This is a genomic window from Desulfosporosinus sp. FKA (genome assembly GCF_002196785.1).
Classification (GTDB): Bacteria; Bacillota; Desulfitobacteriia; order Desulfitobacteriales; family Desulfitobacteriaceae; genus Desulfosporosinus; species Desulfosporosinus acididurans.
Genome location: NZ_NAHZ01000032.1, coordinates 341,127 through 364,267 on the forward strand (window position 1 = coordinate 341,127; position 23,141 = coordinate 364,267).

Sequence of the window (23,141 nt, forward strand, 5' to 3'; positions counted from 1 at the left end):
GAAACGTAGAGATTAATGAAAAATCAAGGGGCTCAAGCCAAAACAGAGAAAATCGCCGAAATTAATATTCTTAGGGGATTTAGCATTTTAGCGGTTTTAGCAATCCATACGACAGGCTACTTTACAAAAGTTCAGCCTTATAAAACCTTAGCTCTTATGGGTATTTGGACGGATGTATTTTCTCAATTTGCCGTTCCTTTATTTATTGCCATTTCTGGTTTTGTTTTAGCGAAGAATTATCGTCAAAATTTCCCTGTGACGAAGTTTTACATTAAAAGGGCACGTTCGATTCTTCCCCAATATGTAATTTTTTCCGTCTTGTATACGGCGTTTAATCATTGGCAGGAAATGCAGAACAGTTCGCTGCCGGCTAATCTGAAGCGAATTGCTGAAAGCATCTGGCATTCCGACGCATCCTATCATTTGTGGTTTTTTGCCATTATTATTGAGCTGTATATTGCCTATCCTTTGATTATTAAAGGGTATGATTTTTGTAAAACACGCAGCAAATCGGAATACTTTCTCACGGGAATGCTCGTTATCCAAGTTCTTTGGATGGTGGGCACTCATACCGCATATGCCAATGTCATTAAGGTTAACGGAATTGCCTACCTTTTCTACTTCACGCTTGGAATTTATGCCTTTGACCATTTCGCTCAATTAAGAACGTTCCCTAAGAGTCTGACGCCGATTTGGGGAACGATGTCTCTGATTTTGACCTTTGGAGCCAGTTTTTTTATTGTGATCGGTTTAACCACCGGTCATACCTATGATGAAATTCCGCCCTATTTCACAACGGGTTCAGAGCTTGTTTATCCGGTTTTGAGACTGGTAACCTTCCTTTTCTTATGGAACTTGGCCGGCAGCCTGGCTCGGAGCAGGAGTTTTTGGGCAAAGGTCATGACGAGACTCGGGGATTATTCTTTTGGGATCTACCTCATTCATCTCTTTTTTAATCAAACAACGATTAATATTCTTAGCAGTCATCAGATAGGCCCCAATCAATGGACTTTCTATCCCATTGTCTTTACGGTAACCTTAATTTTAAGTTATGCAGGAGTTCGCATCATCAGCTATTTGCCCTTTAGTTATTACTTAATCGGTTTTGGGCAGCAAAAAGCGGGTAAGCGTTAAGCTGCAAAAAATACCAAGAGGCCGTAGCTTGACGGGATGTTTGAGTTGTAAAAGCATATAAGTTGTAGTAAACTTTAGAACGATAAAGATTCATTACTTTTTGTACTGTCAGAATGTATAATTTTGTTTTCTTTAGGTATATCAGAAGGGGCTGAAACTAAGTGTTATTTCGTAAACGTACATTAATCCTTATGCTGATTGATGCTCTGTTAATCAACATAGCAGTTTTTGGCAGTTTTTATTTACGTTTTGAGATCTTTTGGCAAATTCCATCAGAGTACTATCAAACCTATTACCATACAGCCGTAGCGGCCACGATTTTGTATATTGTTGTTTTTTACATATTTGGTCTGTATAACAGGCTTTGGCAATATGCCAGCACCGGAGAGCTGCTTTCCATTATCTATGCTGTAACTGTGGGAACAGGCGGGACAGTAGCAGTTGTATATTGCTATAGTGTTGTTATATCAAGATCTCCCTTGAGAATGCCCAACTTGGCTGCTGTTTTGCTCTGGTTGGTCATGGTTATTTTAATTGGCGGTTCGCGCTTTATCTGGCGTATAGTGCAGGAAAATGTCCTTGATCGGCATGTTCCGGGTTCCCAAAAACAAGTGCTCATCGTAGGAGCCGGAGATGCCGGTGTTTTAGCTGCCAGAGAATTGAAAAACCGCAACTACCGTGATGGACGCCCGGTCGGCTTTATCGACGACGACCGCGAGAAGCAAAAGCTTCAGCTGCTGGGGATTCCTGTTTTAGGAACACGTAAAGATATTAACCGCGTTGTCAAAGGTCACAATATTGATGAAGTTATTATTGCTATGCCTTCGGCTTCAGGCGACTCCGTCCGTGAGATTGTGCAAATTTGCGAAAAGTCCGGTGTCGATTTGAAAATCATGCCTGGTGTATATGACGTCATCAGCGGAGATATTAATATCAAGCCTATTCGGCAGATTCAAGTGGAAGATTTATTGGGCCGTGATCCTGTTTCCGTCGATTTAGAAGAGGTAGCAGGCTATGTTTCCGGCGAGACGGTATTTATTACCGGTGCCGGAGGTTCCATCGGGTCAGAAATTTCCCGACAGGTTGCCAGGTTTAATCCCGGGAAACTGGTGCTGATTGGGCACGGAGAAAACAGTATTTTTGATATTGAACAGGAACTTCGCTCGGAGCGGCCAGGTATTGATTACGTTACTGAAATTTTAGATATTAAAGACAGGGAAAAAGTGTTTTTGGTATTTAGCCGGTATAAACCAGGGGTAGTCTTTCATGCCGCAGCCCATAAGCATGTTCCTCTAATGGAGCGGAATCCGGAAGAAGCCCTGAAAAATAATGTGCTGGGTACTCAGAATCTAGCGGAAGCTGCCGATGAATATAAAGTTAAAACCTTTGTCTCCATATCTACGGATAAGGCGGTCAACCCCACCAGTATTATGGGAGCAACTAAGAGGACCGTTGAATTAATGATCCAGAATTTGGACCGCAGGTCGCAGACAAAATTTGTGGCGGTGCGTTTTGGCAATGTTTTAGGAAGCAGCGGCAGTGTTATTCCCACCTTTAAGAAACAAATTGCCAAAGGAGGCCCTGTCACCGTAACTCATCCGGAGATGATACGTTACTTTATGACCATCCCGGAAGCGACCCAGTTAGTGATCCAAGCCGGAGCTATGGCTCAGGGCGGAGAGATCTTTATTTTGGATATGGGCCAACCGGTTAAAATTTTGGACTTAGCTAAAGACTTGATTCGGCTTTCAGGTTTTGAGCCTGATGTCGATATTAAGATACAATTCACAGGGATTCGGCCGGGAGAAAAACTCTATGAGGAATTATTGACAGCGGAGGAAGGCATCACGTCTACGAAACACAGTCGAATATTTGTGGCAAAACCAAGCTTTATTGACGTGAGTGTTTTGGAAGAACTTACGCATGTAGTTCGCGAGCGAGGCAGTTCTTTGACACGTGACGAAGTGATCTCCTTGTTGCAGACTGTCATTCCGACCTTTCACAAGAAGAACCCTAACGCTGTAGCCAAATAAGGAGGAATTGAGTCATTATGATGACCGTAAAAAATGTGATTACTAGTGAGGATGTTATTGCCAAGGCCCTCAAAGAAAAGATCCTAAAACACGAAGCTCGTATCGGGGTCATGGGCTTGGGATATGTAGGTCTCCCCTTGGCTGTTGAAAAAAGTAAGGTCGGCTTCTCGGTAATTGGTTTTGACATTAATTCTGTTCGGGTTGATCGTGTTAATGCTGCCGATAATTACATCGGCGATGTTAAAGATCAGGATCTGACAGATATGGTGGGCAAAGGCTTATTAACTGCCACGACAGATTTTTCCCGTTTGGCTGAATGTGATGTCGTAATCATTTGCGTTCCGACTCCTTTAACCATCACCCGAGATCCGGATATTTCCTACATTGCTGCTTCTTCAGAGAAGATTGCCCAATACATTCGCCCAGGACAATTAATTACGCTGGAAAGCACCACCTATCCCGGTACAACAGAGGAAGTCATTCTACCTCTTTTGGAAAAGTCGGGTCTTAAAGTGGGAAAAGACTTTTTCTTGGCCTTCTCGCCGGAACGGGTTGACCCAGGCAACAAACGTTTCAGTACGAAGAACACCTCTAAAGTCGTTGGGGGCATGACTCCTATTTGCTTAGAGATTGCCTACGCGCTTTATATGCAAACCATCTCGAACGTTGTTCCTGTCTCTTCTCCTGCAGCAGCTGAGCTGACTAAGGTCTTCGAGAATACCTATCGGGCCGTCAACATTGCCATGGTTAACGAGCTGATGATGCTTTGCGACCGCATGGGGATTGATATTTGGGAAGTGGTGGAAGCTGCCGGAACGAAACCCTTTGGTATTCAAACTTTTTATCCCGGCCCTGGTGTCGGCGGTCACTGTATTCCTATTGACCCCTTCTATCTTACCTGGAAGGCTCGGGAATACGATTTCCATACGCGGTTCATTGAATTGGCGGGGGAAATTAATGTCGAGGTATCCTACTATGTTGTTAATAAGCTGGTCAGAGCTCTCAACAGCGAAAATAAGAGCTTAAAAGACGCTAAAATACTTGTTTTAGGAGTAGCCTATAAAAAGGATATTGACGATGTCCGTGAATCTCCGGCCTTAAAGATCATGGAGCTTCTGCGTAAACAGGGAGCTAATGTCACCTACCATGATCCCTATATTCCGGTGATTGAACCTCATGGCGGAAGTACTGTGCATCTGGAGAGCGTACCTCTGACTGATGAAGTATTGGCAGATGCTGACGGAGTTCTGATCTTAACCGACCATAGTGCGGTGGATTATGCACGTGTGGCGGCAAAGGCGAAGCTCGTCGTGGATACCCGCAATGCTACTAAAGAAGTCCAGGAGAATCGGGACAAAATCTCTAAAATATAAGGTTTTTGCGCCGGAAACGGCGGAGAAACGGAAACCTGACTGAAATACGCGCTTAAGGGGAATCTTCACGATTCCCCTTAAACCTGTATATAGTAATAGTTATTTTTTACCAAAAAACTATACCACCGAAGTAAGGTATGGGAACTACTCCACTTATCGAAGTGGGAGTCTGATGATTGGATAAAGATCTCAAGTCTGACAAACAATAATTTGAAATAGGCTGTAAGCCTAAAGGAACTTTTATAGTTTGGCCCATGAATAATGGAAACTGTTACCAGATAAATTTTAAAGAAAAGAGATGTGGATTGATGAGTGAAGAAAAGAAAATTCGCTTTGCTATTATCGGATGTGGAAGAATAGCTCCCAAACATGCGGAATCTATCGCTGCTTTACCTGAAGCAGAATTAGTTGCTGTATGTGATATTGTACCTGAACATGCCCAAAACTTTGCGGATAAATACGGGGCAGAGCCTTATACGGATTATCAGGAAATGCTCAAGAGACCGGATATTGACGTTGTGACGATTGCCACTCCCAGCGGTTTGCATGCCGAAATCGGAATTGCTGCTGCTGAAGCCGGAAAACATGTCATGGTGGAAAAACCGATGGCCATGACGTTGAAGACGGCCGATGCTCTGATTGCTGCCTGCCGCAAAGCCGGCGTGAAATTAGCGGTTATTCACCAAAACCGTTTCAATGCCTCGATTAAGCTTGTGCGTAAAGCATTAGAAGATGGACGTTTCGGCAAATTAACCCATGGACAGGCCACTGTGCGCTGGAACCGCAATGACAATTACTACCTCCAAGCCCCCTGGCGCGGAACAAAGCTTCAAGACGGCGGGGTTCTTATGAACCAATCGATCCATAACATCGACTTACTGCAGTGGATGTTCGGCCCCGTGGATTCTGTTTTTGGCTATACGTCAACATTTTTGCGCAAAATTGAAATGGAAGATATGGGCGCAGCCGTGATTAAGTTTAAGAACGGTGCCATCGGTATCATTGAAGCCGCCTCGACCATTTACCCCAAGAACATTGAAGAAACGATCAATGTTTTCGGAGAAACGGGGTCTGTTATTGTTGGCGGGATTGCCGTGAATCGCATTGAAGTCTGGGAATTTCCGGACAGCGATGATGAGAAGAAACAAATCTTTGCCAGCCAGGAAGTTGACCCGCCGACCGTTTATGGTTTCGGACACCGTGAACTCATCTTGGATATGATTCATGCCATTCGTGAAGACCGAGTTCCGGCCATACCCGGAGAGGAAGGGCGAAAAGCTCTGGAAATTATTCTGGCCATTTATAAATGCCAAGAAACAAAACAGCCCGTTGTGTTTCCGCTCATAGAAAGCTAAAAAAGGAGTAGAGTCTATGTCTCAAAACAACGTGCCGCGGCAGATTGCCCTGAGTGCCGTAGTGCCTTCAAGCGCAGCGATTGGGCCGTTTTGTGTGATTGGCGAACATGTTATCCTCGGCGAAAATGTCGTTCTGGGAGCCGGTTGTGTTCTCGCTGATGGGGCAATTGTAGGTGCCGGAAGTGAACTCGGAAACTATGTGACCCTTGGATCAGGAGCAAAACTGGGGCTTCATTCCCGGGTAGGAGACCATACTACGATATATCAGCAGACTCAGCTTGGTGATGAAGGCTTTATTGGCAGCAGCTCTTCAATCGGACGCTTGCCCAAAGCCGCCGCAACAAGTACGGTAAAAACCCAGGCAGACCTTCCCCCCCTTAACATGGGGAATGGCTATACCATCGGTTGTTCATCGGTTCTCTATGCAGGGACAACTTACTTAGACAAAGCGTTCATCGGCGACGGAGCAATAGTCCGGGAGCGGTGTTCAGTAGGTCAAAATGTCGTGATCGGCAGCGGAGTCGTCGTCGAAAATGATACTAAGATTGGCTCCTTTACCAAAATACAGACCGGTTCCTACATTACAGCCTATATGGAAATTGAGGAACGGGTATTTATCGCTCCCATGGTTACGACAACGAATGATAACTATATGGGACGTACGGAAAAGCGTTTCAAATCGATAAAAGGTGCGACAATTCAAAAAGGTGCCAGAATTGGCGGTGCGTCCATCCTTTTGCCGGGAGTAAAGGTTGCTCCCGAAACCTTTGTGGCGGCAGGAGCCTTGGTTACGAAAGATACCACAGCCAAACGTGTTGTTAAAGGTTTCCCGGCAAGAGACATACGAGAGGTTCCAGAGGAGGAGCTTTTGCCTTGAACCTTGTTAGTCCTGAATTAGTATTGAATAGTAACAATAGGGTCGCAGCCTTTGTAAAAGGTTAGGCAACAAGGAGGAAAAAGATGTTCTGGAACATTGGAGTTACACGCAAGAACTCAAATAAATTGCTGCTTATTCTGGCTATCATGTTATCGACCATGATCTTGCCCTCAATAGAAATCCGTTCGAGTTTACCCCGCGTGCGTGTAGACGATGTCTTGATTTTCGGGGTATTTGCCCTCAATCTCGTTATTGGCCTGATCCATCGTACGCCGTCGGAGTATGACCTTGGATTAACGTATCATGAGGAGCAGGCTCGGGGGATGAGAGCGGTTACAGGTGTTTTCTTGCTCTTGTTGGGATCGATGATTGTATCGAATTTATTCGGGCTCATTTTTTTGAAGACCCCTTTTGGTCTCCGCGATGCCATGGAAGGGGTTACCCTGGCAAAATACTATCTGGCTGCCACATTGGCCGTTTCTCTGGATTTGCAGGAAGGGGAATTCAGCCTTTTACGTAATATCTTTCTTGTGGGCTTTGCCTTTATACTCCTTCTTTCCTGGGGGCAGTTTTTAAATATCGCCAATGTCAACGCCTGGCTGACGCCTTTCTTTGCCCGGTCACATTTGGACAATCTCGTAAATGCCAATCCTCCTCGGGTTTTAGGGACTTTTGACAATCCCAATGTCATGGGAATTTTCTCCGTCCTTACGTTAACAGTATTTGTCTCCATGTTTTATTTTCGAGACAATGAACGTGCCAAGTCACTCTTTCTCTTTGCTGCCGTCGGATTGACCATCAAACTGATCTTTATGACAATTTCCCGAACGGCGCTTTTGGGAACAGCTTTTGTGCTCGTACTCTTAAGTCTTTGGGCTTTGTTTAAATTCCGCTGGAAAAAGGACATGCTTATAAAAGTAGGGGCGTTGCTTATTTTAACCTTATTAATCTTTTTCACCTCGCCCCGCGGGTTTACCACTCGAATTAATGAAGCAACGAATTTAGAGACAAGCACTTCTGCTCAGGGCCACCTTCTGCGAGCGGGAAATGCTTTTGGGTATATTAAGGAATCTCCCATTTTAGGCTGGGGCACAGCTAAAACCACCATGACGACGTTGGTGGATGATGAATATGCCTTGATTACCCGACGTTATGGTGTGATTGGGCTGGCATTTTATCTCTGGCTATTTCTGCGTCCTCTGAAAGCTGCTCTTTGGAAAGCCAGGTTCTACAATTTTTCAAGTCCTGACCAAGGCTTGAGGGAAACAAAAATATTGCTTGGTATCGCCTACGTGGCTGCGACAGGGGCCGTCTTTATTTACAACATTACTGCCGGGATATTTTACAATCTTCAGTTAATGACTTTCTTTGCCCTGTTTATGGGTTTGATTTATAGGATAGAAGGGGAAAACGATTGAAAGTCTGCATATTAACCACGGCCCATTCTCCTTTTGATGAGCGAATTTTTCATAAGGAAGCCCGCAGCTTAGCTGAGGCAGGTTACGAAGTGGTCATTATTGCACCTTATACGGCCTCAATGGTTAAAGATGGGATTAGGATTCAGGCTGTGCCGCCCTTATCCTCCAGGTCAGACCGCATTTGGCGGTTAAGACCTTTATACCGAACGGCCCTGCGGGAAAAGGCGGATATCTATCATTTCCATGACCCGGATTTGATTCCCGTGGGCTTGCGCCTGAGCCGTAAACATCGGAAACCGGTTATTTATGATGTCCATGAATATTACGGCGACAGTCTGCTTACACGTTACTGGCTGCCAAAACCAATGCGTAAATTTGTGGCTAAAACAGTGGATCGGGTTGAAAAACGGGCAGCACGCTCGTTTGCCGGTATTATTACGGTAAACAATCACATGGCAGAACTTTTCAAACGGGAAAATCCCGAAGGGGAGATCCTGCATAATTATCCGTTGCAGCGGCAATTCCAATTTCCCCGGCCGGAAGGCAGCAAACCTCCAGTCGTCTTATATCTCGGCGGCATTAATCGGGAAAGAGGCTTGGAGATCATCTTACGGGCGATGCCTTTAGTTCGGGAAAAGCATCCCGAAGCCGTCTGCGAATTAGTGGGGCCGGCAGAAACTGAAGATCTGGGGCCGGACTTTTCTGATCTTACCCCCTGGTTAGAGCGGGGAAACGTTCACCTGCGGGGCAAGGTCCCTTATGAGCAGGTTCCGGGAATCTTGGCTCAGAGTTCCATAGCCTTAGTCCCTTTGCTGCCCACCTTGAATTACCGCAAAGCGATTCCTGTCAAGCTCTTGGAGTACATGGCTGCCGGATTGCCTGTAGCAGGCTCGAGTTTTGGCTATATTGAAGAAATTATTGAGAAAAACAAGTGCGGGCTGCTCTGCAAACCCGGTGATCCGGAGAGCCTGGCCCAAGCGATATGTACGTTCATTGAAAATCCTGCAGAATCCTTAACCTATGCTCAAAATGGCTGGGACGCCTTTCAGAGCGAGTATACCTGGGAGAAAGAACAAAACAAACTGCTCAGACTTTATGAAAGAATTTTGTCTGCGAGGAAGCTGTAAGATGCGTGTTTTAATCTTGTCTCACATGTACCCGAATTCCGTATCCCCTTTAGGGGGGATTTTTGTCCGCCAACAAGCTGTCGCCTTGACTCAATTGGGCGCAGAGGTAAGGGTGGCAGCTCCGGTACCATGGGTGCCGGGTTTTATGTCGGGGCGGGGAAAATGGGGAGGATATCCGACTGTTCCTTTTTTAGAGGAACCCGATGGATTTCCTGTTTTTCATCCTCGTGTGCTGGAATTTCCCCGTTCCCTGTTTTTTGAGTATTATCCGCAAACCTTTGCCCAGGGGCTGCAAAAGGTAGTTGCCGAACAGATCAGGCAAGGTGTCGACGTGATTCATGCTCATGTGGCTCATCCTGACGGAGCAGCCGCTTTAACATTCGGCCAGAAATACCATCTTCCCGTTGTGGTCACGATTCATGGCCAGGACTTTGCTTATACTTTGCAGCGGAGCCGCGTCTGTGCGGAAAGTGTCAAAAAGACCCTCAAAGGGGCCTCGCAGGTGATCTTGGTCAGTCAAAAGCTTCAAACTCAGTACGGCTTGGAAACCTGGGCAGATAATTTAGCCAAGTATCAGGTTATCTACAATGGCGTTGATCTGGAGGATGTCGTTCCAAGTCCTGACGATAAGGAAAGGCAGGCTGAAATGCCTGCTTCAGATTGTGCTTCAGAAATCGGACGCCGCTGCCTTCTAAGTGTCGGTTTTTTACGCCCTGACAAAGGCCATGCTGTCGTCCTGCAGGCTCTGCCGGAGCTAATCCGGGAATTTCCTGATTTAGAATATCGGATTGTGGGTGATGGGTCAGAACGTCAGATGTTAGAATCACTCACCGAGGAATTAGGCTTAAGAGACCATGTCGTTTTCTTAGGGAGTCTGCCCCATTCTGAGGCTATGCGTGAGATGTCCAGGTGCGACGTTTTTATATTACCAAGCTGGAAGGAAGCCTTCGGAGTCGTTTATCTTGAAGCCATGGCCCATGGAAAGCCGGTTATAGGCACTCAAGGTGAGGGAATTGCCGAAATATTAGACCACAACGATGTCGGCAAAGCCGTTCCCCCTAAGGATGTACAAGCCATTGTCACTGCTGTGCGGGAACTTTTTAGAAATCCTCAGCGGCGACAGGACATGGGAATTCGAGGGAGAGAGCTTGTGACCCGTGACTTTACCTGGCGCTCCAATGCAGAGAAAACTCTCGCTGTTTATGAAAAGGCGAAAGAAAGTTTTTAGATAATAATAAATTGAACTTGTTCAGCTAAAGCTGTCCCTTTCCAGTTGTAGACGTGGGAGACTTATGATTGGTTAAAGACGTGGGCGCGTTTTAATTATCACTTTGAGTACGAACGACCTGATGATCGTAGAAAAGTTTATGGATAAAACGGTTGATTAATGGTTGAATAGAAAGGTGAACCTAAGTGGAACTACGATTAGTTCTTAAGAATGCTGCCGCCTTAAGTCTGGCAAGTGTACTTTCAAAAGCTATTACGGCTGTTGTGGCCATTGCCGTTACCCGTTATTTGGGACCGGATATCTATGGGGAGTATAATTCTGCCCTGGCCTTTGTAAGTACGTTTATCCTTTTTGTAGATTTTGGCCTGAGCAACTATATGGTTCAGGAAGGCTCCGTTGATGAGAGTGTTTTGCCCCTTTATTTGGGGAACACTTTGGCCTTTAAGACATTTACCTCACTGGCTATTTATGCACTCATGCTTATTCTGATGCCTGCCAAATTTGATTTAGCGATCAGGAACATGGTTATTGTCTTTGGGGTGGCCAGTGCGCTAAATGCCTTAGACAGTTCGGTTTATAACTATTTTCAGGCTAAGCAGCAAATGTATTATGCGGCAGTGTACCAATTCTTATCGACGTTTCTCATCGGTTTACTGACGATCCTAGTGGTTTTAGGCAAAGGAAATGTCCTGATGATTACCTTTGCTCAACTGGCCGCGACCCTGCTCGTTTCAATCTTGCTTTATATTCACCTGAGAAGAAGCATTCGTCTTAAGTTTAATGGACAACTTCTGGTTAAGATGCTGAGAAAAGGTCTGCCCTTTGGAGCCGCGGCTATTTTTTTATATGTCTATTTTCAAATTGACATGTTCATGCTTACCTTAATGAGTTCTAACCGGGAAATAGGGATTTATTCAGCGTCCTATCGCTTGATCGCCGTACTCTTATTTATCCCGGGCATTTTGACGAGTGTGATTTATCCCATCTTGTTTCAGCTCGGGGTGGAGAGCCGCGATAAACACCGGGAAACCATCGAAAAAATCTTTAAGGTCCTCAGTGCCGTGGGAATTCCGGGCAGTGTGCTGTTGTACGTTTTAGCCAACCCTCTATTATCCTGGCTTTACCATTATCGCTATCAGGAAACAATCCCTATTATGATGATTCTTTGTTGGTTTTTCGCGCTTGAATGTCTGAGCTACTCCTTAGGTGATATTTTAACAACAACCAACCGCCAATGGACGAGAGCCTGGATTCAGGGCGGGGCAGCCCTTTTAAATATCGGGATCAACCTTTACGCAATTCCCCGCTATGGAATTTACGGTGCCAGTGTGGCAACACTTATTACGGAACTGTATATCTTTGTCATGTATTATGGAGTTGTAAGGTTAAAAGTCTATAACGTGCGCATCTGGCGGCAGCTGCCGGTTATTGTTCTGGCATCTGCGGTTATGGCGGCAGTCGCTTATTTCCTGCGTCATCTCCATCCCTTACTTTCAGGAGGAATTGCAGGAATTATTTATCTCGCAATTTTGATCAGTCTGGATCGCGACTTTCAACGCATTGGCGGCTATGTTTGGCGTCAGGCAAAACAAGTTTTATCAAATTAGAATCGAGGTATGAAATACTATGAAAATAATTACCGTCCTCGGTGCCCGGCCCCAGTTTATTAAAGCGGCGCCGCTTTCCGCGGCTTTGCGGAAGAACCATGACGAAAAAATTGTCCACACGGGACAACATTACGATTACCAGATGTCGGATGTGTTTTTTGAAGAATTGGGCATTCCCAAGCCGGAGTATTTTCTGGGAGTAGGCTCCAAACAACATGGAGCCCAGACCGGGGAAATGTTAACCAAAGTGGAAGAGGTCTTACTGAAAGAAAAACCGGATTGGGTTTTAGTGTACGGAGATACGAACTCGACCTTGGCCGGGGCTTTGGCGGCTGCGAAACTCCATATTCCGATTGCACATGTAGAGGCAGGGCTGCGCAGTTATAACCGGCAAATGCCCGAAGAAATCAATCGTGTCCTCACAGATCATCTGTCTGCCTTACTTTTCTGCCCCACTGATCGGGCTGTGGAGAATTTGGCCCTGGAAGGATTGACTGAAGGCGTAGTACGCACCGGTGATGTCATGGCAGATGCCCTTTATTATCATGCCCGGAGGGCTGAAGATCGCCAGCTGGGAGAAAATCTGCGCTATCCGGAGAAATCGTATCTGCTGGCTACGGTTCACCGCGCTGAAAATACGGATAACCCCGAGCGCTTGCAGGGGATCGTGGAAGCTTTCGCCCGGATTAAGGGGCAGATCATTCTTCCCCTTCACCCCCGTACGAAAAAACTTCTGCAGGACCACAATATCTCTCTTCCGGAAAATGTTAAGCTGATTGAGCCTGTGGGCTATTTAGAAATGGTCCTTCTGGAAAAAGGAGCAGAGCTCATTCTTACCGATTCAGGGGGAGTTCAGAAGGAAGCCTACCTCTGGCGGGTGCCCTGTGTGACGATGAGAGATGAAACGGAATGGGTAGAGACAGTGCAAATAGGCTGGAATACCCTTACAGGCGCTTCTGCTGCTAAGATTGCGGCCGCAGTTGCCGGTTATCGCCAAAATCCTTTACCCCCTTATCAAGAGAATCTCTATGGAAACGGCCGAGCCAGCGAAGAAATCGCAGCGGCTCTGGAAAAGCAAAGAAGGTGAGTTGGGTGAGCAGCCGTAACGAACTTGGAAAGATTGGGATTTTTGTAGCCGAAGAGTTAGAGAGAGTCTATCAGGAGCTGACAGCACTGATGGGAATTCCCGCACCTGTTTGGCTAAAGGAGTCTTTTTTAGCTTGTGATGTTGTTATCGTGGATGGTATTTCTTTGGAGGATTTTAAAGCAGCCGGAACAACGCCACTAGCAGGAACAAGCCCCTTGATTATTGTCTGCGGACCAATACAAGGAGAAAATCCCGGTCTTCGTCTTGAAACCTTGCCTTTTAATCTTGGTCAAGAGGGGACACGCTTACTCATGGAAGGGCGGGACTATACGGAAGCGGGAGTAGAGGAACCTTCTCTCGATCTGATGCTTGAGACACTCCGCAGTGTTTTGCGCCGGGAAGTAAAAAACTATCTGGAACTTCCGCCGAAGCCCTGGGGCAATGCTTACATTATGACTCTTACTCACGATCTTGACATTTTAAGTCTGAGGGAAATGCCTATTGCCCGCACGTTTTTAGGGTATTTTTACCGCAGTTCCCTTGTCAACTGGAAACGTTGGCGCTCAGGCAAGGTAACGACCTCGGAGTTTCTCCAGACCCTTTGGGAAATGGTTCGCACCTTGGCGGCGAAACTTGGTATGGGCCAGGATGTCTGGCAGAGAGCTTTACCGCTGCTCCTTGATTTGGAAGAACGCTTGAGCGTTCGCTCGAGCTTATATTTTATGCCTTTTCCGGGTAAGCTCGGCCTCTTGCCGCAAGCGCTGCAAGACGGCAAAAACCAAGGTGAAGCTGAAGTGTACGCTCCTGCCAATCGGGCCTCTTTTTATGATGCTGCTAAACACCGCAGAACGATAACCCGCCTGGAAGAAGAGGGTTGGGAAGCCGGAGTTCATGGTATTGATTCCTGGCATTCGGCCCCGGCGGCCAGAGCTGAGTATAAGCGAATTTCGCAGCTGACGGGACAGAAGGAACTAGGGGTGCGGATGCACTGGCTCTATTTTGAGACACCTGCGTCTTTCCAGGCCATGGAAGAGGGCGGATTTTTATATGATGCTACCTTTGGCTATAATGAAGTTGTAGGTTTTCGAGCCGGAACCCTACAGCCTTACCATCCCTTAAACTGCCAGACTTTATGGGAATTACCCTTACATATTCAAGATGGAGCCCTTATGGCCGAAGAACACCTTGATTTAACACGGGAAGATGCTTTCAAGCAAGCGAAACCGGTCTTGGCCTGGGCCAAGCGCTTCGGCGGAGCGGTCAGCTTGCTTTGGCATAACCAGAGTTTTACAGCGCCTCGTTTTTGGGGAGAAGTTTATGAACAACTGATCGCTGAAGGGAAGCAGGACGGTGCTTGGATTGCCATCCCGCGCCAGGTGCTGAAATGGTTTGGTTTGAGACGGGAAGCTGAAGTGACCTTGACTAAGGAAGGAGCAAAATGGCAGGTTTTTTGTACTCAACCTGGTGGAGAAGCCAATGATGGGCCAGCAGATACTCCCCTGCCTCCTCTGCGAGTCCGGCTTTATCTTGATCCAGGCAGGATCAAAGAATGTTCTGTTGCTTATGAGGCGGGTGAAGGGTATATCGATATCCCGGCCCAACCCCTGGTAACCTTAGAAGTGGAAGGAGATGAACCGCGGTGATGCTGGTTCTGCAATGGTGTTTTTTTCTCCTCAGTCTGGCCGTCGTCGTATATTGCGGCTGGAAAAAGCCAAGCGCCTTAATCTCCTTTTTGGCCGGAGCCGTTGCCTTAGATGTCTCGATCAGGTGGTTTCCCCCTCTCGGGGGAATCGGTTCCCAGATTAACAGTTTGGCCCGCCTGTTTACAGTAGGGATTATAGCCGCACTCCTCTGGTCTCTTGGGCGGAACCCTGAGAAACGTCGGGAATTAAAGAAATTGTTTAAGCAACCGCTGACCATTGCCTTGTTGATTTATATCGCGGTCGGTGCTTTCAGCATTGTTTACACGATCAGCAAAGCCGATACGATCATGGGCGTCATCCGGCTTAGCACCATGTTTTTGCTGTATGTGGGCGTTTATCTGCTGGCAGAAAAGAATACCGGTCTGCTCCCGCTGAAGGTTGTTCATTGGATGGGAGTGGCTCTGGTTCCTCTGACAATCTATGAAGGGGCAACAAAGCATTTTCTGTGGCGGGGATATTTAGCCGAGGGAATGATTGCCCGGGTCAATGCGACCTTTGTCGATCCTAACATATTTGCCCGCTATCTCGTTTTAGGGATTGTGGCTAATTTGCTGCTTCAATATCTGTGCCAGGAGTCCCGCAAGCGGTTTCTCTACCTGGGAACACTCATAGCTTTATTAGGTGCCTTAGCCATTACCTTATCCCGCAGCGGCGTGGTGACCCTGGTGGCTGTTTTAATCCTTATGTGCCTGCTTATTCCCCGCAAAGGAATACTTCAGCCCATTGGCGTACTGGGAGTTATCGGAGTAGTGATTGCGGCCCTCAGGCCGACGGTCTGGAACCGCATTTTGACTATTCGCAACGGCTTGGGAGCGTTAGATGAGCAGCGTGCCTATCTGTTTAGAGTCTCCTTTGCCATGTTTCACGATCACCCTCTATTCGGAGTCGGTTTAGGCGGATTTCAGAAATCGTTTTTAACGAATTATCCGAGCTACAAGACAGTCATCCCTTATGTACAAGGGGTAACACTCTCGCACACAACGATCTTGACCATTGCGGCGGAATTAGGTATAGTCGGACTGACAGCCTTGGCTTTAGTTTGGCTGGCCATTTTTAGAAACTTGTGGAACCTGCGCAAAAGCAGACAAGTCGAAGCAAGTAAAAGCGGCGTAAGTCGTCCTGAATTTTATAAGGGCACTGATCTTAATAATGCCAACCTTGAGGCTGCAACAGAAAACACTGGTAAACAGGAAGCAGGCAGCGGAAAGTCAGGTTTTCCTAGAGACTATTTATTGGGTGTCGGCTATTTTTTATGGATCGCCGCCGTATTTATCAGTTCACAGTCTGAAGCACGGTTTTTTGAAGATCCTATGATCTGGCTCAGCATGGGTATGATGGTACACCTGTTGGTGGGTAAAGTTGGGAGTGGAAATAGACGTGAGTTTAACGATACAGCCAATTGAGCGTAAGGAATGGGACGATTTCCTCAAAGGAATCCCTCAGGGATCACTGTTCCACCGCTGGGAATGGCAGGATATTATCGAAATAGGTTTTGGCTTAAAGGTTGACCGACTGGGCCTTTTCGATCAAGAAGGGGTCTTAAGAGGGCTGCTTCCTTTGGCCAAACGGAAGATGAGTCTCTTAAAGTTAGCCGGAAGTGCCTTGTCCGGAGCGGCAACCCCTCACGCCGGACCTTGGGGAGCAGTAACGCTCCAAGACGTCCTTCCGGCCCTGGAAGATTATTTAATGAAGAAACATATTGATTATGTCGAGGTTAGACTTCCGGATATGGCGGGGAAAGAAATTTTCGAAGCACAGGGGTACACCGTCGAAGAATTATTGACGCTGGATCTGACGATGCCCCAGGATGAGGAAACATTATGGGCCGGTTTGGAAGTACGCTGCCGCAACGCCGTGCGCAAGGCAGAAAAATCCGGCGTCGAAGTCTATGAACCGACGACGTTGGCAGAGTGGCTGGATCCCTATTATGAGCTTTCAGTCGGCGTTTATCGCCGCCAGGATAAAGAGCCGCCGTTTACCAAAGAATACTTCACAGCTCTCTGGCAAAAACTATATCCGCCAGGAGATTTAGTCGTTTTGCTGGCTCGTTATGAGGGCAAGATAATAGCGGGAGGTATTTTTCCCAGGGATAAAAATGTCGCCTATTATTTAGATGGGGTATCTAATCGGGACTACAGTAAACTAATGTCCAATAACCTTGTGCAGTGGGAATATCTCAAACGGGCCCAAGCCTTAGGGATTGAACTTTATGATATGGTAGGTGCCAACATTCCGAGTATCGCTAAATTTAAGAAAAGCTTTGGCAGCACAGAGCGCAAATATCTCTATGCCTACCGCAATCGTACTATGGCGGCCAAAGTTGGACGGTCAGTCTATGCCAAGCACAGTGATACGATTAAGAAATTCCTCAAACGCTCCTGATAAAGCTCCCCTTTGGCTAAGCAGGCGTGTCATGTTAAAATGGAGTAGAACATTTACCGAGGAGTAAAAAGGAGCGGCGTTCCGATTGCGTATTTTAATGTTAACCCAATATTTTCCGCCGGAGTCCGGGGCAGCACAAGTCAGGCTTAAAGAAGTTGCTAAAGGACTGCAGGCCAACGGTCATCAAGTGACGGTGGTTACAGCTTTCCCGAACCATCCCAGCGGCATCATTCCCCCCGAATATCAAGGGCATTGGCGAATGAAAGACGAGGTCGATGGTATCCCCCTTTGGCGGACCTGGATTTATCCTGTTCAGCGGGGACGTTTTTGGAAACGTCTGCTGAACTATTTTTCCTTCGTTTTTTCCTCCTTTTGGGGCCTAAGCAAAGCCGGAAAACAAGATATTTTGTTCTTTGAATCACCGCCTTTATTTCTGGGCATTACAGCCTTAATCTATGGCTGGTTTACCCGCACCAAGATTATTATGAATATCTCAGACCTCTGGCCGGAATCAGCGGTGGCCCTGGGACTGGTCAACAGCCGCTGGATGATCGGCGCCGCCGAATGGCTCGAAAAGCTGCTCTACCGCCGATCCTGGAAAATATCCTGTCAGACGGAAGGAATACGTTCCTCGCTATTGGAACGAGGTGTACCCAGCCATAAAGTGACTTTTTTACCGAACGGAGTGAATTTGGATCTTTTTGCCCCGCGGGAACGGGATGAAGCACTGGCACAGAAATTGGGCATTAAAAAGGATGACTTTGTTCTGATCTACGCCGGGACAATGGGTTACGCTCAGGGATTGGAATCGGTGATTAAAACGGCGGAGCTCCTCCGAGAAGAACCGGGGATTCGCTTTTTATTTGTCGGTGACGGTACGGAAAAACCCATGCTGGAAGGTTTAGTCAAGGAAAAAGGCCTAGAGAATGTAAGCTTTGTTGATTTTCAGCCCGTTCAGGAAATGCCAAGATATTTTTCTCTGGCTTCAGCAAGTATTGTTCCGCTAAAAAAGAATAAACTATTTGCAGGAGCACGTCCTTCGAAAATGTTTCCCGCCCTGGGTTCAGCAGTTCCGGTGATCTATTCAGGAGAAGGCGAAGCAGCCGATTTGGTGTTATCCTCCGGCGGCGGCGTTGTTGTTGAACCGGAAAACAGTGCTGAATTAGCCCGGGCGATACTGGAATTAAAGCAGAATCCGCAGCGGCGGGAAATGGGGCAGCAAGGACGGAAATTTGTCCAAGAGCATTATGCCTGGAGGCAAATAATTGTTCATTGGCTTAAAGAGCTTGGGATATAAACGATACTTGGCATATAAACAATAACTAAGCGTTAACACGTTAGACTGGAAGAACAAACACGAAGACTTGAACTAATGTTAAGATTGAGATCATACTTCATGAGCCAAAGGTAAGAAATAGTTATTAAAGAATTGATACTATAGAGTTTGTCCTTGATTAGGAGGGAGACGTTATAATGAATCAGCGATCTTCGGCATCCGTAGAGAGCCTTAACGCTACCTATCCCCAGTGGCAGCTTGTTTTAAAACGGTTGTTAGATTTTGTGGTCGCTTTAATTCTCCTTGTACTTATATCGCCGTTTTGGCTGCTCATCGTCCTCTGGATACGCTCAGATTCCGAGGGGCCTGCCGTATTTACTCAGACCCGGGTGGGTTTACATGGTAAACCGTATACGATTTACAAGTTTCGCACCATGGTTCAGAACGCCGACGCCTTAATCAAAGACAAATTGGCCCAGGTTAAGGACCTTGAAGGATTTGTATTTCAGGAGAAAGATGATCCGCGAATCACCCGCAGCGGGCGGTTCCTCAGAAAAACGAGTTTAGACGAACTGCCTCAATTGTTAAACATTCTGCTGGGCAACATGAGTCTGGTCGGTCCGCGGCCGGAAGTGCCGGAAATCGCCAAACTTTATACGCCCGAGCAGCGGCAAAGGCTTAATGTTCTGCCCGGAGTCACGGGACTGGCCCAAATCAACGGCCGCAGTGAATTAACCTTAGGTGAAACCATGAACTACGACTTAGAGTATGTTCGGACCTGGAGTTTTTGGCTGGATTTAAAAATCCTCTGGCAAACGGTTTTTGTAGTTTTCAGTGGGAAAGGAGCCTACTAAGACCGGAAACCGGAGGTGCAGACAGTTGAACGGACGCTAAGAAAACGGATCTGCTGATTATATACGCAGCAACTGGAAGGGGGCTGTGACATTTTAAGGCGATTTCGCTCCACAATACCAGTGAAGCGAGATCGCCTTTCGCTATCTGAACCCACTTTTGATTTTTAATGTTAAGTTTCTAGACATCCCCTTTCTTTATTTTCCTGCGTTGGCTTTCATTCTCCAGCCTTAAGAAGATATCCATAGAATCATCACAAAACGGACATTAAATTCTAAGAACTCCTTGCTATGATTTAGATACGAAAGTTACCCAGCTCCAATGATTTGCCTTATTGGCTGATGTCTAACTTACGGTTATTAATTCGTTTAATGGGCAAGCTATTTCTTGAAAATAAGGTTAAATCTGCAAGTGAACAAACGTAAGGAGTGTCTTACAGTGTTAAACAAAGAACCTCATTATTCGCCGGAGATTGAGGTCGAACCATTAAGTCCCTATCATATTCCTGAAGTTGCTCAATTATATGAGGAAGTGTTTGGCGATCATTTCTTAGGCCATATGGGTCAAAGATTTTTGAGACCCTTTTGTGCCCAATTTATGAATTCTCCTACTAACTATGGGTATGTCGCCAAAAACAAGGGCAGAATCGTTGGTTTTGTCTTTGGGACAATCAACAGACGGCCTTTTTCCCAGTTTTACAGGCAAAATTTTTGGAAGCTGGTTGCTTTGGTTCTGCTCCGCTACGCTAGAGATGATTATGTCAGAAAACATCTTAGAAATAGAATGAACTATGTTTCGGAGGCCCTCAAGTCCCTTTTTTGCCTTCCAGCAAAGGAACTTCAAATTTCTCCGGAACGCAGCTTGTTTGCTCCGGCTAGAATCCTGGCCATAGGTGTTGCTCCCAACGTTCGAGGCTTGGGTATTGCTAATCAATTAACCGGACATTTCTGTTCGCAAATGAAACAAGAGGGCTTTAAGAAAGTTGGCCTGTCAACGCTGCCCTGGAACGAGCGCGCCATCCGCTTCTACAAAAAAGATGGCTGGATTGTGGAAGAAAGTAATGATTCTTCGGTCAGCTTTTTGCGCTCGATTGGTTAGAACAAGGTTCAGCGATTGACTTAAGAAGTAGTTTTTTGCCTTAGTACGGAATTTAACCGGACTAAGGCAATTTATTTTGGGGTAGAGTCCGAGTTCACTTTGTTTTTCCCCCCGGGAGGACTGCCCTAATTCTTGTCGAATATATGAGTAAAGAAACAAGAATTAGGTTGGAAGGGGAAGAAGAAGGAAATGTTTTGGCGCCGATACAAAAAGTTTTTGGCCATTTTTATGGCCGTGCTCTTTTTTATGCAGCTGGTACCGGTCAGGACAGCTTCGGCAGCAGTAGATAAGACAGCATATTACACTGAAATCGGGCAAAAACTTGAATACTGGGCAGACAAATATAATATCCCTCCGGTACTTTTGAAATCCATTGCTTGGATGGAAAGCGGCTGGAGGCAATATGAGCTCGATGATTCGGGACAGCCTATGCTTGACCATCCTTTAATCGGGAAGGACGGCATAGGAATCGGGATTATGCAAATCTCGAGTTACAGTTCGACCGATACAGCGACGATTGACAAACTGAAAAACGATATTGACTATAACATAGAAATAGGCTGTCAATTACTTAATCAAAAATGGCGGGCTGCGCCTAAAATTGGCAACGGTGACCGCAATGTTTTGGAAAACTGGTATTTTGCCGTCTGGGCCTACAACAACTGGGGCTCACGCAACAACCCTAATTTCCGAACAGGAACTCCGGCTTATCAGGATTCGATCTTCAGCCTCATGGGTCAAAAATATAACAGTGCAGTTACCTTTGCACCCGGGGCCGCCACGTACCCGGCGAACCTCCTGCCCTCTGTCAATCCGCCCAATAATTCCAGCCGTTACAGCACACCGGCGGAAACCCATACCGGCGACCTGAAGATTGATCAGGATCAATTGCTTGCGACGGGCGGCGGCAGCGGTGGTGATGCCGCGAATGGTGATTATTGGTTCAACTATGCCCGCTGGGCCTCCTACTATGCTCTTGGTTTTTACAATACGGCCTATGACAGCTCCACGATTGCTGATAAAACCGTTGTTACGCAGAAAATCCAAAGTGCTCAAACTAATCTTCTGGCTGAAGCCGATTCCCTCATGCAGGAAGGGAAGGATTCCTCCGATGCCACTGCCGCTAAATATTATTGGACAGTTCTCCAAGGGCCAAGTTTGAATCAGGATACTGCTTCCCGGGCTGCCACAGGTTTAAAGAATGCCCTGGGGAAATTACTGGATGAAGCCGACAACTTGGTTCAGACGGGAGATGCTTCAGGAGCTAAAAGCGCGGTTCAAGACTATGAGACAGTTTTACAAGGTTCCAGTGTTGATGCAGATCTTGTTCAGCGGGCAAACAACGGGCTTCCCACTGCCTATAATAAGCTATTGGACGAAGCCGACAAACTGGTCCTTGAAGGGACAACCGATGATAAAGCCACTGCGGCGGGTTACTATCAAACAGTTTTGCAAGGCCCTGGTTTAGATGCCGCTCTTACACAACGTGCTCAGACCGGTTATCAGGCAGCCGGCGGCTCGGGTTCATCAAGCTCCGGAACAACTCCGTCTTCAGGCTCAACTCCAGGGTCTAGCTCAGGTTCAACCTCAGGTTCTACTTCAGGCTCGACTCCCGGCTCAACATCGGGTTCAACTTCGACTTCACCTGCGCCGTCACAGACTGCGGGTGCGGCAATTACCCGGCTTTACGGGACCCATGCTGAAGATACGGCAATTAAGATTTCCCAAGAAGGCTGGGCTGATAACTCTGCTCCGGTTGTGCTTTTGGCCCGGGTGGACCGCTTTCAGGATGCCCTGGCGGCAGCCCCTCTGGCCAGAAAATTAAAGGCACCCCTGCTTTTAACAGCCCCTGACCAACTGGAGAGCAATGTCTTACAGGAACTGAAACGCTTGGGCGCAGGGACAAAAGTATTTGTTATCGGGGGAGAAGGGGCCATCAGCCCAAAAGTAACGGATGCCCTGACCCAGGCCAATTTGCCCTATGAACGTATTTATGGGAATTCCGCGGCCGATACCGCTGCGGCAATTGCCAGCAGAATGGGGCCCAGCACGCAGGTTATCCTTGCTTCGGCGACGAGCTTTCCTGATGCTTTATCCGCCTCGGCTCCGGCTGCTGCCTTGGGGATTCCTATCCTTCTGACGGAACGGAATACGCTGCCTGACTCAACACTGCAGCTTTTGCAAGATTACAAGGTAACGAAAACGATTATCGTCGGCGGGAAATACGCCGTTTCCACAGCCTTTGACAGCAAGGGCGGTCCCTTGGAGAACTATGGGCCGGTGCGCTTGGCTGGGGAGACAAAATATGATACGATGATCAAGATTGTAAACTATTTTCAACAAGACCCAACAACGTTAGTTATTGCGACGGGCGAAACGTTTCCGGACGGATTGGCGGGAGGAGCTTTTGCCGCCGTTACGGGAAGCCCCTTGCTCTTAATTCCGCAAGGGAGCTTAAACGCTGATACAAAGGCCTACCTGAAGGCTCAAAGCGGAAAAACAACGAAGGCTTATATACTCGGCGGAACAGGAGTTATCTCAACGTCTACTGAGCAGACTTTAAAAAGTCTGCTGACGTCTTCTTAATTCTA

17 protein-coding genes are annotated in these 23,141 nt (G+C 46.9%); all 17 read left to right on the forward strand.

Features of this window, described 5'->3' with window-relative positions; all coding sequences use genetic code 11:
- The first annotated feature begins 15 nt into the window (after positions 1–15).
- The 17 genes from B5771_RS18545 (at position 16) to B5771_RS18625 (ending at position 23,136) form a co-directional block, all read left to right on the forward strand.
- Positions 16–1,134 (forward strand): acyltransferase, encoded by a 1,119-nt coding sequence (locus B5771_RS18545; RefSeq protein WP_088188851.1) that lies wholly within the window; start codon positions 16–18, stop codon positions 1,132–1,134.
- Positions 1,135–1,295: 161 nt separating this feature from the next.
- Positions 1,296–3,167, forward strand: a complete 1,872-nt coding sequence (locus B5771_RS18550) for a nucleoside-diphosphate sugar epimerase/dehydratase (RefSeq protein ID WP_088188852.1) — start codon at positions 1,296–1,298, stop codon at positions 3,165–3,167.
- A 17-nt stretch (positions 3,168–3,184) separates the two neighbouring features.
- Positions 3,185–4,540 carry a nucleotide sugar dehydrogenase gene (locus B5771_RS18555; protein ID WP_088188853.1) on the forward strand — a complete coding sequence of 452 codons (1,356 nt, stop codon included), beginning with the start codon at positions 3,185–3,187 and terminating at the stop codon, positions 4,538–4,540.
- Positions 4,541–4,848: 308 nt separating this feature from the next.
- Complete coding sequence (locus B5771_RS18560) at positions 4,849–5,895, forward strand: Gfo/Idh/MocA family oxidoreductase (RefSeq protein ID WP_088188854.1); 1,047 nt, start codon at positions 4,849–4,851, stop codon at positions 5,893–5,895.
- Between the two features lie 16 nt (positions 5,896–5,911).
- The gene (locus B5771_RS18565) at positions 5,912–6,772 is read left to right on the forward strand and encodes an acyltransferase (protein WP_088188855.1); all 861 of its coding nucleotides are present in this window, start codon (positions 5,912–5,914) and stop codon (positions 6,770–6,772) included.
- An 83-nt stretch (positions 6,773–6,855) separates the two neighbouring features.
- Positions 6,856–8,190, forward strand: coding sequence for an O-antigen ligase family protein (locus tag B5771_RS18570; RefSeq protein WP_088188856.1), 1,335 nt, complete (start codon positions 6,856–6,858; stop codon positions 8,188–8,190).
- Positions 8,187–9,317, forward strand: coding sequence for a glycosyltransferase family 4 protein (locus B5771_RS18575; RefSeq protein ID WP_088188857.1), 1,131 nt, complete (start codon positions 8,187–8,189; stop codon positions 9,315–9,317). Before B5771_RS18570 ends, B5771_RS18575 begins: the two co-directional genes overlap by 4 nt.
- A 1-nt stretch (position 9,318) precedes the next feature.
- Positions 9,319–10,545 (forward strand): glycosyltransferase, encoded by a 1,227-nt coding sequence (locus tag B5771_RS18580; protein ID WP_088188858.1) that lies wholly within the window; start codon positions 9,319–9,321, stop codon positions 10,543–10,545.
- Positions 10,546–10,730: 185 nt separating this feature from the next.
- On the forward strand, positions 10,731–12,152 hold the full coding sequence (locus B5771_RS18585; RefSeq protein ID WP_088188859.1) for a flippase: 1,422 nt from the start codon (positions 10,731–10,733) through the stop codon (positions 12,150–12,152).
- Positions 12,153–12,171: 19 nt separating this feature from the next.
- Positions 12,172–13,239, forward strand: a complete 1,068-nt coding sequence (wecB, locus tag B5771_RS18590) for a UDP-N-acetylglucosamine 2-epimerase (non-hydrolyzing) (protein ID WP_047808774.1) — start codon at positions 12,172–12,174, stop codon at positions 13,237–13,239.
- 5 nt (positions 13,240–13,244) lie between these two features.
- Positions 13,245–14,882, forward strand: coding sequence for a hypothetical protein (locus B5771_RS18595; protein WP_088188860.1), 1,638 nt, complete (start codon positions 13,245–13,247; stop codon positions 14,880–14,882).
- A complete protein-coding gene (locus B5771_RS18600) occupies positions 14,879–16,345 on the forward strand; it encodes an O-antigen ligase family protein (protein WP_242966883.1) in 1,467 nt (488 codons plus the stop codon). The genes B5771_RS18595 and B5771_RS18600 overlap by 4 nt, the downstream gene beginning before the upstream one ends.
- The gene (locus B5771_RS18605; RefSeq protein ID WP_088188862.1) at positions 16,320–17,324 is read left to right on the forward strand and encodes a GNAT family N-acetyltransferase; all 1,005 of its coding nucleotides are present in this window, start codon (positions 16,320–16,322) and stop codon (positions 17,322–17,324) included. Before B5771_RS18600 ends, B5771_RS18605 begins: the two co-directional genes overlap by 26 nt.
- 85 nt (positions 17,325–17,409) lie before the next feature.
- Entirely contained in the window at positions 17,410–18,621 is a 1,212-nt protein-coding gene (locus tag B5771_RS18610; protein WP_088188863.1) for a glycosyltransferase family 4 protein, read from the forward strand.
- 176 nt (positions 18,622–18,797) lie between these two features.
- The gene (locus tag B5771_RS18615; protein ID WP_088188864.1) at positions 18,798–19,454 is read left to right on the forward strand and encodes a sugar transferase; all 657 of its coding nucleotides are present in this window, start codon (positions 18,798–18,800) and stop codon (positions 19,452–19,454) included.
- 436 nt (positions 19,455–19,890) lie between these two features.
- The gene (locus B5771_RS18620) at positions 19,891–20,550 is read left to right on the forward strand and encodes a GNAT family N-acetyltransferase (protein ID WP_088188865.1); all 660 of its coding nucleotides are present in this window, start codon (positions 19,891–19,893) and stop codon (positions 20,548–20,550) included.
- A 189-nt stretch (positions 20,551–20,739) separates the two neighbouring features.
- A complete protein-coding gene (locus B5771_RS18625) occupies positions 20,740–23,136 on the forward strand; it encodes a cell wall-binding repeat-containing protein (protein ID WP_088188866.1) in 2,397 nt (798 codons plus the stop codon).
- The last annotated feature ends 5 nt before the right edge of the window (positions 23,137–23,141 follow it).